General features: G+C 72.9%; 12 protein-coding genes and 1 pseudogene. 10 read left to right on the forward strand and 3 right to left on the reverse strand.

Annotated features, from left to right (window positions below):
* A pseudogene (locus E4P40_RS13245) lies at nt 1-378 on the reverse strand (hypothetical protein); the annotation flags it as partial.
* A 39-nt stretch (nt 379-417) separates the two neighbouring features.
* On the opposite strand from E4P40_RS13245, the gene E4P40_RS13250 reads away from it, so the two are divergent.
* From E4P40_RS13250 to dapF, 3 genes are read left to right on the forward strand one after another with little or no spacing between them, the layout of a single operon-like run.
* Nucleotides 418-1143: a hypothetical protein gene (locus tag E4P40_RS13250; protein WP_245160314.1), complete on the forward strand. Its 726-nt coding sequence runs from the start codon at nt 418-420 to the stop codon at nt 1141-1143.
* Complete coding sequence (gene miaA, locus E4P40_RS13255; protein ID WP_135159033.1) at nt 1140-2066, forward strand: tRNA (adenosine(37)-N6)-dimethylallyltransferase MiaA; 927 nt, start codon at nt 1140-1142, stop codon at nt 2064-2066. Before E4P40_RS13250 ends, miaA begins: the two co-directional genes overlap by 4 nt.
* Nucleotides 2063-2935 carry a diaminopimelate epimerase gene (dapF, locus tag E4P40_RS13260; protein WP_135159034.1) on the forward strand — a complete coding sequence of 291 codons (873 nt, stop codon included), beginning with the start codon at nt 2063-2065 and terminating at the stop codon, nt 2933-2935. The genes miaA and dapF overlap by 4 nt, the downstream gene beginning before the upstream one ends.
* 6 nt (nt 2936-2941) lie before the next feature.
* On the opposite strand, the gene E4P40_RS13265 is transcribed toward dapF, so the two are convergent.
* The gene (locus E4P40_RS13265) at nt 2942-3151 is read right to left on the reverse strand and encodes a hypothetical protein (protein ID WP_135159035.1); all 210 of its coding nucleotides are present in this window, start codon (nt 3149-3151) and stop codon (nt 2942-2944) included.
* Between the two features lie 148 nt (nt 3152-3299).
* Here E4P40_RS13265 and hflX point away from each other — a divergent pair, with 148 nt between their 5' ends.
* From hflX to E4P40_RS13280, 3 genes are all read left to right on the forward strand, one after another.
* Complete coding sequence (gene hflX / locus E4P40_RS13270) at nt 3300-4775, forward strand: GTPase HflX (protein ID WP_245160315.1); 1476 nt, start codon at nt 3300-3302, stop codon at nt 4773-4775.
* Nucleotides 4776-4856: 81 nt separating this feature from the next.
* The gene (locus E4P40_RS13275) at nt 4857-5579 is read left to right on the forward strand and encodes a phosphatase PAP2 family protein (RefSeq protein WP_245160316.1); all 723 of its coding nucleotides are present in this window, start codon (nt 4857-4859) and stop codon (nt 5577-5579) included.
* Nucleotides 5551-6600 carry a hypothetical protein gene (locus E4P40_RS13280; RefSeq protein ID WP_245160317.1) on the forward strand — a complete coding sequence of 350 codons (1050 nt, stop codon included), beginning with the start codon at nt 5551-5553 and terminating at the stop codon, nt 6598-6600. Before E4P40_RS13275 ends, E4P40_RS13280 begins: the two co-directional genes overlap by 29 nt.
* Nucleotides 6601-6663: 63 nt before the next feature.
* Here the strand turns inward: E4P40_RS13280 and lexA are convergent, their stop codons facing one another.
* The gene (lexA, locus tag E4P40_RS13285; protein ID WP_209305308.1) at nt 6664-7350 is read right to left on the reverse strand and encodes a transcriptional repressor LexA; all 687 of its coding nucleotides are present in this window, start codon (nt 7348-7350) and stop codon (nt 6664-6666) included.
* 281 nt (nt 7351-7631) lie between these two features.
* Here lexA and E4P40_RS13290 point away from each other — a divergent pair, with 281 nt between their 5' ends.
* The 4 genes from E4P40_RS13290 to E4P40_RS13305 all read left to right on the forward strand — a co-directional run bounded on the left by E4P40_RS13290 (nt 7632) and on the right by E4P40_RS13305 (nt 13273).
* Entirely contained in the window at nt 7632-8210 is a 579-nt protein-coding gene (locus E4P40_RS13290) for a LysM peptidoglycan-binding domain-containing protein (RefSeq protein ID WP_135159038.1), read from the forward strand.
* Nucleotides 8211-8403: 193 nt separating this feature from the next.
* Nucleotides 8404-9270: a hypothetical protein gene (locus tag E4P40_RS13295; protein WP_135159039.1), complete on the forward strand. Its 867-nt coding sequence runs from the start codon at nt 8404-8406 to the stop codon at nt 9268-9270.
* A gap of 466 nt (nt 9271-9736) precedes the next feature.
* A complete protein-coding gene (gene nrdR, locus E4P40_RS13300) occupies nt 9737-10303 on the forward strand; it encodes a transcriptional regulator NrdR (RefSeq protein WP_245160319.1) in 567 nt (188 codons plus the stop codon).
* A gap of 93 nt (nt 10304-10396) precedes the next feature.
* A complete protein-coding gene (locus E4P40_RS13305; protein WP_135159041.1) occupies nt 10397-13273 on the forward strand; it encodes a vitamin B12-dependent ribonucleotide reductase in 2877 nt (958 codons plus the stop codon).
* Nucleotides 13274-13285: the final 12 nt, after the last annotated feature.

Raw genomic sequence — 13285 nt, forward strand, 5'->3', positions numbered from 1 at the left:
GGGGACGGGCCGGGGGGCCGGAGCGGGCGCTGCTGCGTCGGCGGCGAGCCCCTGGACGTCGGCCGTGGGGTCGGCGACGGCCGCGTCCCCCGGGGACGGCGCCGCGGGCGTGCCCGCCTCGGGCGTGACGGCGTCGCTGGAGGCCTCCGGCACCTCGGGAGCGATCTCCGCGGGGACGGCCTCGGGCTCCTCCGGAGCGTCCGCGGCGGCGGAGGCCGCCTCGACGGCGCCCGCCTCCGGGCCGACCACGTCGGGGGTGACCGCGTCCGGAGCCACCTGCTCCTCGATCACCGCCTCGGTGCTGACCGGTCCCGTGTTCTCCGCAATCGGCGGAGAGGCCTGCTGCGCCCCGTTCCCGGGGTTGTCCGTGCTCGACACGTCGGCAGTGTCCCACGTCGCATCCGGGAGACTGCCCCCGTGACTGCCGCTTCCGGGGGACCGCCGCAGCTGGGTGCCCGCGCAGCGGTCGCCGTCGCCTTCTGCCCGTCGCCGCCGCTGCTCCTCCCCGCCGTCGAGGGGCGGGCCGAGCCGGCGACGACCGCCCTGCGTGCCGCGTGCACGGAGGCGGTGGGGGAGATGCTGGCCGTCCGCCCGGAGGTGGTCGTCGTGGTCGGCGACGGTGCCCCGCCCGGCACCCGGTTCGGTCCTGGGGACGGCGGCGACCTCCGCGGCTTCGGGGTCGACGTGACTGTGCCGTTCGCCGGCCGGGTCCGCCCCGGGGGCCGTCGGATGCCCGTCTCGCTCACGCTCGGCGCCTGGCTGCTCGACGAGGCCGGTTTCGCGGACACGCGGGTCGGCGTCGCGCCGCCGGACCTGGGCCAGCTGGTGCGGGACCTCCCCGGTCCCCTCGGTGTGCTCGCGATGGGTGACGGGTCGGCCCGCCGTACGGCCAGGGCCCCGGGCTACCTCGACGAGGCCGCCGTCCCCTTCGACACCGCCGTCGCCGCGGCGCTGGCCGCCGGCGACGCGGCGGCGCTGGCGTCCCTGGACGAGGACGAGGGCGCCCGCCTGCTCGCCGCCGGAGTGCCGACCTGGCGGGCGGTGGGCGCCGCACTGCGCGGCAGGGAGATCAGCGCCCGCCTGCACCTGCACGACGCCCCGTTCGGCGTCGGGTACCTCGCGGCCGCGTGGACCGCCGCATGAGCGCAGGGCCGCCACCCGTCATCGCGGTCGTCGGCCCCACCGCGACCGGGAAGACGGCGCTGGCCGTCGCGCTCGCCCGCAGGTTAGGGGGCGAGGTGGTGAACGCGGACTCGATGCAGTTGTACCGCGGCATGGACATCGGCACCGCCAAGCCCGATCTCGCCGAGCGCGGCGGGGTGCCGCACCACCTGCTGGACCTCTGGCCCGTGCGTCAGGCGGCGTCGGTCGCGGAGTACCGCGCACGTGCCCGCGCCGAGATCGACCGCCTCCGGGCTGCGGGCGTCGTCCCGTTGCTGGTCGGCGGCTCCGGTCTGTACGTGCGGGCGGTGCTGGACGAGCTGGACTTCCCGGGCACCGATCCGGCGGTGCGGGCGCGGCTCGAGGCCGAACTGGCCGATGTCGGCGCGACCGAGCTGCACGGCCGGCTGGCCCGGCTCGACCCCGAGGCGGCGGCAGCGGTCCTGCCGAGCAACGGTCGGCGGATCGTCCGCGCCCTGGAGGTGATCGAACTGACCGGCGGACCGTTCCGGGCCCAGCTCCCCGAACCGCGGCCGCACTACCCGGCGGTGCTGATCGGTCTCGATCGCGCACCGGCCGAGCTGGACGAGCGGATCGCGGTCCGTGTCGACCGGATGTGGCGGGCCGGGTTCGTCGCCGAGGTCGAGGCGCTGGTGGGTGAGGGCCTGCGGGAGGGTCCGACGGCCTCCCGCGCACTCGGCTACGCGCAGGTTCTGGCGCAGTTCGACGGGAAGCTGAGCGCCGGGGAGGCGCGCGACAGGACCGTCGCCACGACCCGGCGGTTCGTGCGCCGCCAGCGGTCGTGGTTCCGCCGGGATGCCGCACTCACCTGGTTCGACGCCGCGCGGCCCGACCTCGTCGACGCCGTCGGCGCCGAGATCACCGCACGTACGATCGCACGGTGACCCTCGCTCCCCGGGTGCTGCTCGGGCACGGGACGGAGAACGACTTCGTCGTCCTGCCCGACCCCGACGGGACCGTGTGGCCCGAGGACCGGCTCGACCCTGCCCTGGTCCGCCGGCTGTGCGACCGCAAGGCGGGCCTGGGCGGTGACGGCGTCCTGCGCGTCGTCCGCAGCGTGCACGTGCCGGACGCACCGGAGGTGCTCGGCGACGACCTCGCGCGCTGCGAGTGGTTCATGGACCACCGCAACGCCGACGGCTCGCACGCGGAGATGTGCGGCAACGGCATCCGCTTGTTCCTGCACGTCCTGGTCACCGAGGGGCTGCTCGACCGGTCGACGTGCGTGGCCGGCGTGCTCGTCGGTACCCGGGGCGGTCCGCGGCGCGTCGGCGCGACCGGCGACGGGAGCTATTGGGTCGACATGGGGCCGGCGCGCCCCTTCGGGACGGGCGAGGCGACGCTGTCGGACCAGACCTTCTCCGGCCAGGCGATCTCGATGGGCAACCCGCACCTGGCGTGCCTCACCGACGTCGAGGTCGACTCCCTCGACCTGACCGCTGCCCCGGGTTTCGATGCGGCTCTCTTCCCCGACGGCGTGAACGTCGAGGTCGTCAACGTGCTGCAGCCCGCCGCGCACATCCGCCTGCGGGTCTACGAGCGCGGGGTGGGGGAGACCCGCTCCTGCGGCACCGGCGCCTGCGCCGCCGCCTACGCGGCACTGGTGGACGGCGGCGCGACCGAGGGCACCGTGCTGGTCGACGTCCCCGGCGGCCGGCTGTCGGTGGAGGTGACCGCGGGGACGACGGTGCTCACCGGCCCGGCGGTCCTCGTCGCCGCGGGCGAGCTCTGCGGGGAGTGGCTGACCGGCTAGCGGTCGTCAGACCCTGTCGTCGTCCTCGGTCGGGGACTCCGGCATCATCGACTGACCCTCCGTGCCAGGGCTGCCCTTCGGCTCGCCGCGGCCGCTGTCCTGGTCGGGGCCGCCGCCCATCGGGTTGCGCGGCGGACCGCCGAGGCCGCGCGGTTCGCGGCCCGGGTCGTCGAGCTCGTCGTCCGAGCCGATGCTGCTGGATCCGGTCTCGCTCATGGGTCCTCCTCGTCGCGGGGATGGTGTTTCGCCCCCTACCCGCGCGGATGCGCGATGCACGTCGGGATGGACTCGGGCGGCAGAAGCGTTGTGCACGGTGATGACAACTCAGATGACTCGCGCTGACGCGCGTGCGACGCTGGAGACGATGACGACCGCTCCCGAGAACGTCCCGGCCCACGAGGACCCCCGCGCCGAGGTCCGACACGAGGTCCTTCCCGCCCCGCCCGGGCAGTGGGACGAGCCCGATGACTCGACCGGGTCCTACGACCTCGAGGCGCGTGGCGCGCTGCGCCGCGTGGCGGGTCTGTCCACCGAGCTCGCCGACGTCACCGAGGTCGAGTACCGGCAGCTGCGCCTCGAGCGCGTCGTCCTGGTCGGCGTGTGGACCGAGGGCACCCAGGTTGACGCCGACCGGTCCCTCGCCGAGCTGGCCGCGCTGGCGGAGACCGCGGGTTCCGAGGTCCTCGAGGCCGTGAGCCAGCGGCGCGACAAGCCCGACGCCGCCACCTACGTCGGCTCGGGCAAGGCCAACGAGATCCGCGACATCGTCGCGGCCACCGGCGCCGACACGGTGATCTGCGACGGAGAGCTCACCCCCGGCCAGCTGAACCAGCTGGAGAAGCTGCTCAAGGTCAAGGTGGTCGACCGGACCGCGCTGATCCTCGACATCTTCGCCCAGCACGCCAGCAGCCGGGAGGGCAAGGCGCAGGTCGAGCTCGCCCAGATGCAGTACATGCTTCCGCGCCTGCGCGGCTGGGGTGAGTCGCTGTCCCGGCAGGCGGGTGGCCGGGTCGCCGGTGGTGGCGGGATCGGTACCCGCGGTCCGGGTGAGACCAAGATCGAGACCGACCGCCGGCGCATCCGCGCGCGGGTCAGCAAGCTGCGCCGCGAGATCGCGGGCATGGCCACCGCCCGGGCGACCCAGCGGTCGAGCCGCGACCGCAACGCCGTCCCGAGCGTGGCGATCGCGGGCTACACGAACGCCGGCAAGTCCAGCCTCCTGAACGCGCTGACCGGGGCGGGGGTCCTCGTCGAGGACGCCCTGTTCGCCACCCTCGACCCGACGGTCCGCCGCGCCGAGTCCCCCGACGGGCGGGAGTACACGCTCACCGACACCGTCGGCTTCGTCCGGCACCTCCCGCACCAGTTGGTCGACGCCTTCCGCTCGACCCTGGAGGAGGTGGCCGCGGCCGACCTGCTGCTGCACGTCGTCGACGGCTCCGACTCCGACCCGCTCGGGCAGATCGACGCGGTCCGCGTCGTCCTGGGCGAGATCGACGCCGCGGCCGTGCCCGAGGTGATCGTCGTCAACAAGGTCGACGCGATGACCGAGGACGACATCCTCGCGCTGCGCCAGGCCCTTCCGGGAGCGGTGTGGGTCTCGGCCCGCACCGGTGCCGGCATCGACCGGCTGCGCGACCTCGTCGCCGCGCGACTCCCGCACCCCGACGTCGACGTCGACGTCCTGGTCCCGTACGACCGGGGCGACCTGGTCGCCCGGGTCCACCGGGACGGCGAGGTGCTCAACGAGTCGCACGAGGAGTCCGGGACCCGCCTGACCGCGCGCGTGGACGGGGCCCTGGCCGCGACGCTCGAGGAGTTCGCCGTTCCCGTCGCGTGAGCGCTCGGGGACCCGACCCCGAGGGGTGGCACACCGGCTCGGCCGGATCACGATCAGGTCACGGGCCGGTACGGTGATGCCGTGACCAGCGGCGTGATACAGGACGCCGGCCTGCCCGAGAGGTCCCGCGTCATCTCGGTCGGTCGGCCGCCGTGGTGGGCCATGGTCGTCTCCCTGCTGGTCGCCGCGCTGGTGACGACCGACCTGCTCACGCTCGGCTGGCTGGAGCGGATGGACCTGCGGGTCGCCGAGACGGTCGCGGACTGGCAGCTGAAGGACTCGGCGGCCTATCCGCTCGTCTGGGCGGTGACCCAGGTCGGCGGGCGCGTGACGATCCTCGTCGTCCTCACCGTCCTCGTCGGGTACCTGGCCTGGCGGCGGCACACGTGGCTCCCGCTCGCGCGGGTGCTCGTCGCCCTGACGCTGCTGACCGTGGTCGTGTACTCGATCAAGCACGGCACCGGCCGCACCGCGCCCGGCTTCCCGGGCTCCTACTGGTTCCACGAGGACGGCGCGTCGTTCCCGTCCGGCCACGTCGCCAACGCCGTGCTCATGTGGGGCGTGGCCCGCTGGCAGGCCGTCGAGTACGGATTGCCGCTGCGGGTGCAGCGCGCGTTCTGGGTGCTCAGCATCGCCGGCCCGGCCCTCACCGGGCTCGCTATGGTCTCCCTGAACTTCCACTGGGTCACCGACGCCGTCGTGGGAGCCGCGGTGGGCGTCGTGCTGTTGGGCGTGGTTCACGCACTCGACGCAGTGGTTCTGTCACGCTGGGTACGTGCCCGTGCAGGCCGGCAGTCCGCGTAGCGGTCTTCGGGGACGGCTGCTGGCAGCGGGGGGAGCCCTCGGTGCCGCCCTCGTCCTCGGCTGCGCGCTGCCCGCGGGCGCCGAGGAGGCCACCGCGGCGCCGTCCACGCGCTGCCAGGTCACCGATCCCGCACTCGCCGAGCTGTCCGGCCTGGTCGTCATGGGGGAGCAGATGCTCGCCCTCAACGACGGTGGCGACCAACTGGCCGTCCATCTGCTCGACGGGGCCTGCCAGGTCGTCGACGTGCACACCGCCGCCATCGACCCCTACGACCCCGAGGACCTCGCCGTCGGTGCCGACGGGACGGTCTGGGTCGCGGACACCGGCGACAACAACGCCAACCGGCCGACGGTCGCGCTGCTCGCGCTGCGGCCGGACGGCCGCAACAGCGTCTACCGCCTGACCTATCCCGACGGCCCGCACGACGCCGAAGCACTGCTGCTCGCCCCGGACGGCACGCCGTACATCGTCACCAAGGAGATCCTCGGCGCCAGCTCCGTCTACCGGCCTGCGGCGGAACTGGTGGACGGCGGAACGGTGGCGCTCGCCCAGGTGGCCGGCGTCGGCATCACCCTGACCGGCACGCCCGGTGGACCGGTCGGTCAGGCGGGACAGCTCCTCGTCACCGGTGGCGCGGTCTCGGCCGACGGTCGCCACGTGGCCCTGCGGACCTACACCGACGCCTACGTCTGGCCACTCACCGGCTCCGACATCCCCGCCGCTCTCGCGGGCCAGGCTGAGCGCATCCCGCTCCCGGCGTCGCCGCAGGGCGAGGCGATCAGCTTCTCGGCGGACAACGCCACCCTCGTCGTCGCCAGCGAGGGGCTGCCCAGCGACGTCACGGTGGTCCCGCTGACGGCGGTGGCGATCGCCGCGGCGCCACCGGCCGCCGAAGGACCCGTGCCCAGCTTCGCCGACCTCACCAGCTCCGGGCTCTCGCCGATCTCCTCGGCCCTGATCGCCGCAGCCGTGGCGACGGTCGTGGTCTGGATCAGCGGCAAGCTGCGCCGCCGCCCCTGACGCGTGGCCCCGTCCGGAGGCTCGACGCGAGCCTGCGAGCGGTGAGGGGGACGGGGTCCTTTCTCAGACGCGTCGCAGGACGCTGACCACGCGGCCGAGGACGGTCGCGTCGTCGCCGGGGATCGGCTGGTAGGCCGGGTTGTGCGGCAGCAGCCACACGTGGCCGTCGCGGCGCTTGTAGGTCTTGACGGTCGCCTCGCCGTCGATCATCGCCGCGACGATCTCACCGTTCTCGGCGGTCGGCTGCTGGCGCACGACGACCCAGTCGCCGTCGCAGATCGCCGCCTCGACCATCGAGTCACCCACGACCTTGAGCATGAACAGCGTGCCCTCGCCCACGAGCTCGCGCGGGAGCGGGAACACGTCCTCCACGGCCTGCTCGGCGAGAACCGGCCCACCGGCGGCGATGCGGCCGACGAGCGGGACGTAGGTCGGCGCCGGGGTGCTGCCCTCCGCACCCGCTCCGACGACGTCCGGCAGTGCGGGCGTGGCATGCGGGCTGTCCTCGGGCAGGCGCACGTCGAGGGCCCGGGGCCGGTTGGGGTCACGCCGCAGCCAGCCCTTCTTCTGCAGCACCGACAGCTGGTGGGCCACGGAGGAGGCCGAGGAGAGGCCGACCGCTTCGCCGATCTCCCGGACCGAGGGGGGGTAGCCGCGCCGGTCGATCGAGTCACGGATGACCTCGAGAACCCGCCGCTGGCGCTGGGTCAGCCCGTCGCCGTCTGCTCCCCGATCGGGGAACGAGCGCACCGTCGCCGTCTCGGTGCCCGCGGCGGCGTCCCCGGGTGCCTTGCGGCCGCCCGCCGTCCCGCTCTTCTCCGCCACGTCGCCTCCTCGTCCGCCGCTCGCGCGGCGCGTGTGTCCGTGGAACGGACGGTAGCGCGCCGGAGCCCATCGATCAAACACGTGTTCGAAGTGGGGCCGTGTCCGGTCGCTTTCGTCGGAGGAGTGCGGTACACAGTCGAACAGGCGTTCGAGTCGAACATGCGTTCGACTCCGGGACGGATTCGACGAGGTCGGGAGGACGGGTCATGGGCAGTGTGCAGGCGGCCGTGCTGGAGTTCGACGAGGAGGTCCAGGCGCCGTGGCGGCCGCGGCTGGTGTCGGACGAGCGGATCGGCGGTGTGGCGGTCCGCCCGCCGCGGCCGCACCCCTCGCGGCGCAGCGGCTCCCGGGTCGGGGCCTGCCGCCCCGGTGAGCTCCCGGCGGTCCCTGGACGTCGCCGGCCGCCGGCGTCGCGCGCAGCCCGGGTGTCGCCGCCTCCGAGGTCCAGCGGAGTCCCCGCGGCACGACGTCCGATCCCCGGCCGGGTGGTCGGGTCACGTCTCCGGCTGACCCGCCGTGCCCGGCGGCTGGCCGTCGTCCTGGTGCTGGCCGGCGGAGTGGCGCTCGGGTCGTGGCTCGGGCCGCTCCTCGCCGGAGGCGGCGGAGGGGATCTCCGACTGGCGGGGGTCACCAGTGTGGTCGTGCAGCCCGGCGACACGCTGTGGTCGATCGCCGCGTCTTTGGAGGGAGGCGGCGACGTGCGGGCGGTCGTCGACGAGATCCAGCAGCTCAACGGCCTCGACGATGCCGTCCTCGTCCCGGGTCGGACCCTCCTGCTGCCGTGACCGGTGCAGTGGTGGGCCCCGCAGCCCCGCGGGGTCCGGCCCCGGCCGGTGGCGCGGGCGTCCGACGGTCGGCATAGCTCGTGCTGTCGCGCGCGCCACGGCAGAAGGTCCACAACGTCCGGGGTCGACTTCGTCAACCCTCAGTGCGGGCGCGTTCACACTCTGTGGTCGGTCGAGCGCTTACGGTCGTCGCGTGTCAGGCGCCATGGAGAACCGAGCAGCTGTGTTCACCAGTCAACCCCAAGCGGTCGAGGTCTATCAGGCGGGAGCCTGGTGGGCCGGCGAGCTGCTCGGGTGGCGTCACGACGTGAACGGCTCGTGCCAGGTCTGGGTGCGCGTCGTCCTGGGTGGGGTCGAGGAGACCGCGTGGACCGACCTCACCACCCTCCGTCTGCCCGAGCGGCACCTCTCGGTGGCCACAGGGCCGGCCGCCCACGGTCCGGCGACGCAGGAGATGTCCGTCGCCCGGCACCCCGCCGGTCGTCGCGCGCGCTCGGCCGCTTCCGACGCCGACGCGACCACCGGGTTGCCCCTCGTCCGTGACCTCAGCGTGGTCCCCGACCTTCCCGCGAGCGGTGGGCGCCGCACCGCGGACGAGACGGCACAGTTCGCCTCGGTGGGCAGGCGGCGCGCGCCCGAATCGGCGCAGTCCCCGGCCGGAGGCCGGCGGCGGGCGCCGGAGGAGGTTGCCGGGTCGACTGCCGGCGGTCGGCGTCGTGCCCCCGAGGGCGCTCCGGCGGCGGCTCCCCGGGGTGGCGCTGCCGGTCGTCACCGCGCGGGTGGTGACCCCGGCCGGCACCGCACTGCGGACACCGGCCTGTTCCCGGTCGTCTCCGGTCCGGTCGAGTCGCGGCCGACCCCGCCGGCGCCCCGTGCCCCACGGTCGGCGCCCCCCGTCCACACGCCGGGCCCCGACCGCGCACTCGAGGCGCGTCCGGGTGAGGGCTGGACCGTTCCCGCGGGCCTCGACCCCGATCTGCTGACCCGGCCGATGCGGCTCAGCGACCAGGCTCCGCACGCCCGCCGTCCCCGCGTCGACGGGTCCGTCGCCGGCGTCTGAGCAGCCGTGCCGACGGCGTCGGCACGCAGGGGAGTCGTCGACGACGGCTCACGGGCCACCGTCCAGGGCGAGGGCCCCGTCGGCACGCCCTCGTCCCGTTCGGCCGCGCCCCGGTGGGTGCCATGGCCGGGGGTCGTCCTGGGGCGGTCCCCCGTACCGCCGCCGTGGGGGTGTCGGTGGCCGTCGACCGTCCTCGTGGACGCCTCGGCGCGTCGTCGCGGCGTGTCGTGTGACTCGTGGGGAGCGATGTCCTCCCTGGTCACGGCAGTGTCAGGGTGGAACACGCCGACGGCTCAATCGCTTGCACATCTTGTGTGGGCAAGCCTAGGGTTCCCCTACATCTAGTAGTTACAGAGTTGTAAGCCCGTCCACAGGCCCGTCCTCAGGTTCTCCCCGGGACATCCACCGGATGTCCCCAGGAGGGTCCACAGACGAGCCGGGCGAGCAGTCGGGATCCCGGAAGGAGGTGGCCCCAGTGCGTTGCCCGTTCTGCCACAACGCCGACAGCCGGGTCATCGACTCGCGGGAGGCCGACGAGGGCGCGACCACGCGTCGCCGTCGTTCGTGCCCCCAGTGCGGACGCCGGTTCACCACCGTGGAGGAAGCGGTCCTCGCCGTCGTCAAGCGCAGCGGCGTCAGCGAGCCGTTCAACCGGTCCAAGGTCGTGGCCGGCGTGCGGCGCGCCTGCCAGGGCAGGCCGGTCGACGAGGACCAGCTGCAGCTGCTGGCCCAGCAGGTGGAGGACGCCGTCCGTGCCACCGGTGCGGCCGAGGTGCCGAGCAACGAGGTCGGCCTGGCCATCCTCCGGCCGCTGCGCGAGCTCGACGAGGTGGCCTACCTCCGCTTCGCGAGCGTGTACCGCGCGTTCACGTCGCTCGAGGACTTCGAGAAGGAGATCACCGAGCTCCGGGCCCGCCACCTCAGCGGGGGGACCCCACCGCTGCCGGGCATGCAGGACAGCCCGCCGCTCGTCCGCCGACGCAGTCCCGCACCCCGGCAGGCCGCCGCCGACGCCGGCCCCGCCGGCACCTGAGAACTGTCAGTACCGACCGCTACAACACAACCAGCGCACGACCAGGAAGCGGCTCTTCCCCAGCCGCCGAGTCACGACACCAAGGAGAGCTCCGTGACCGAAACCGAGGATCGCTTGTCAGGCCGAACGCGTCGTGCCACCAAGGTGCCGACGCGGGGGAAGGGCCTGAAGATCAAGCGCGTCTTCACCACCGCCGGTGTGCACCCGTACGACGAGGTCACCTGGGAGCGCCGCGACGTCGTCATGACGAACTGGCGCGACGGCTCGATCAACTTCGAGCAGCGCGGTGTGGAGTTCCCCTCCGAGTGGAGCATCAACGCCACGAACATCGTCACCACGAAGTACTTCCGCGGGGCCGTCGGCCAGCCGCAGCGGGAGAGCAGCCTGCGTCAGCTCATCGACCGGGTCGTGCTCACCTACGGCGCGGCCGGGCGTGAGCACGGGTACTTCGCCAGCGAGGGCGACGCGGAGATCTTCGAGCACGAGCTCACCTGGATGCTGCTGCACCAGGTCTTCAGCTTCAACTCCCCGGTCTGGTTCAACGTCGGCACGAGCGCTCCACAGCAGGTCAGCGCCTGCTTCATCCTCGCCGTCGACGACGAGATGGACTCGATCCTCAACTGGTACCGCGAGGAGGGCCTCATCTTCAAGGGCGGCTCCGGTGCCGGCCTGAACCTCTCCCGCATCCGCTCCTCCAAGGAGCTCCTCTCCTCCGGCGGCACGGCCTCGGGCCCCGTCAGCTTCATGCGCGGCGCCGACGCGTCGGCCGGCACCATCAAGTCCGGTGGCGCGACCCGCCGCGCGGCGAAGATGGTCGTCCTCGACATCGACCACCCCGACATCGAGGAGTTCATCGAGACCAAGGCGCGCGAGGAGAACAAGATCCGCGCCCTGCGCGACGCGGGCTACGACATGGACCTCGGCGGCAAGGACATCACCAGCGTCCAGTACCAGAACGCCAACAACTCCGTCCGCGTCTCCGACGAGTTCATGCGCGCGGTGGAGGAGGGCACGGAGTTCGGCCTGCGGGCCCGCATCGACGGCTCGGTCATCGAGACCGTTGACGCCAAGACCCTCTTCCGCAAGGTCACCCAGGCCGCGTGGGAGTGCGCCGACCCCGGCATCCAGTACGACGACACGATCAACGACTGGCACACCAACCCCGAGACGGGCCGGATCAATGCGTCCAACCCCTGCTCGGAGTACATGAGCCTGGACAACAGCTCGTGCAACCTGGCGTCGCTGAACCTCATGAAGTTCCTGAAGAGCGACGGCACCTTCGACTCGAAGACCTTCGTGAAGTCCGTCGAGCTGGTCATCACCGCGATGGACATCTCGATCTGCTTCGCCGACTTCCCGACCGAGCCGATCGCCGAGACCACGCGGGCCTACCGCCAGCTGGGCATCGGCTACGCCAACCTCGGCGCGCTGCTCATGGCGACCGGGCACGCCTACGACTCTCGCGGCGGCCAGACGCTCGCGGCGGCCATCACCTCGCTGATGACCGGCACCGCGTACCGGCGATCGGCCGAGCTGGCCGGCATCGTCGGCGCGTACGACGGTTTCGCCCGCAACGCCGACGCCCACGCCCGCGTCATGCGCAAGCACGCCGCGGCCAACGACGCAATCCGCCCGGTCGGCGCCGACGACGCCGACGTGCTCAAGGCCGCGACGGCCCAGTGGCAGGAGTGCCTGGAGATCGGCGCCGACAACGGCTGGCGCAACGCGCAGGCCTCGGTGCTGGCCCCCACCGGCACCATCGGCTTCATGATGGACTGCGACACGACCGGCATCGAGCCGGACTTCTCGCTGGTCAAGTTCAAGAAGCTGGTCGGCGGCGGCTCCATGCAGATCGTCAACCAGACGGTCCCGCGCGCGCTCAAGAGCCTGGGCTACCAGGACGAGCAGATCGAGGCGATCGTCGAGTTCATCGCCGAGCACGGCCACGTCGTCAACGCCCCGACCCTGCGGCCGGAGCACTACGAGGTGTTCGACTGCGCGATGGGCGAGCGGGCCATCTCCCCGATGGGCCACGTCCGCATGATGGCCGCGGTCCAGCCGTTCATCTCCGGTGCGATCAGCAAGACGGTGAACATGCCGGAGTCGGCCACCATCGAAGAGGTCGAGAAGATCTACTTCGAGGGCTGGAAGCTCGGCCTCAAGGCGCTGGCGATCTACCGCGACAACTGCAAGGTGGGCCAGCCGCTGTCGGACGGCAAGGGCAAGAACGACGGAACCAAGGCCGAGGCCGCCGTCGAGGCGGCTCCGGCTGCGCTCTCGCACCCGGTCCGCAAGCGGCTGCCGAAGAAGCGGACGAGCGTCACCACCTCGTTCAGCGTCGCCGGTGCCGAGGGCTACATGACCGCCGGCATGTACGAGGACGGCAGCCTCGGCGAGGTCTTCCTGAAGCTCGGCAAGCAGGGGTCGACCCTCGCCGGCGTGATGGACGCCTTCTCGATCTCGCTCTCGATCGCGCTGCAGCACGGTGTGCCGCTGGAGACCTACATTCAGAAGTTCACCAACATGCGCTTCGAGCCGGCCGGCATGACCGACGACCCGGACATCCGGATCGCCCAGTCGGTGATGGACTACATCTTCCGTCGCCTGGCGCTGGACCACCTGCCCGTCGAGAAGCGGGCCGGTCTCGGCATCTTCACCGCCGAGGAGCGGGCCGCGCAGGTCTCCGGCTACGGCAGCTCCGCCTCGACGGCCACGGTGACCGAGGAGGAGGAGGTCGACCTGGAGCAGCTCCGCAACTCCGCGCCGATCGAGACCGCCAAGGTGGAGGAGAAGGTCACTCCGGAGGGCCCGAAGTCGGTCAAGGAGGCCCACTCCTCGGCCGAGCTGCTCGAGCTGGTCACCGGAACCGCCACCGACGCGCCGCTGTGCATGACCTGCGGCACGAAGATGCGCCCGGCCGGCAGCTGCTACGTCTGCGAGGGCTGCGGCTCCACCAGCGGCTGCAGCTGATCACCAGCTGAC

It is taken from the genome of Blastococcus sp. CT_GayMR20 (genome assembly GCF_004570345.1).

Bases quoted from the DNA above. Each gene is read 5' to 3' on its own strand.
- miaA (WP_135159033.1), top strand. From the start codon at position 1,140: ATGAGCGCAGGGCCGCCACCCGTCATCGCGGTCGTCGGCCCCACCGCG.
- E4P40_RS13265 (WP_135159035.1), bottom strand. From the start codon at position 3,151: ATGAGCGAGACCGGATCCAGCAGCATCGGCTCGGACGACGAGCTCGAC.
- hflX (WP_245160315.1), top strand. From the start codon at position 3,300: ATGACGACCGCTCCCGAGAACGTCCCGGCCCACGAGGACCCCCGCGCC.
- E4P40_RS13290 (WP_135159038.1), top strand. From the start codon at position 7,632: ATGGGCAGTGTGCAGGCGGCCGTGCTGGAGTTCGACGAGGAGGTCCAG.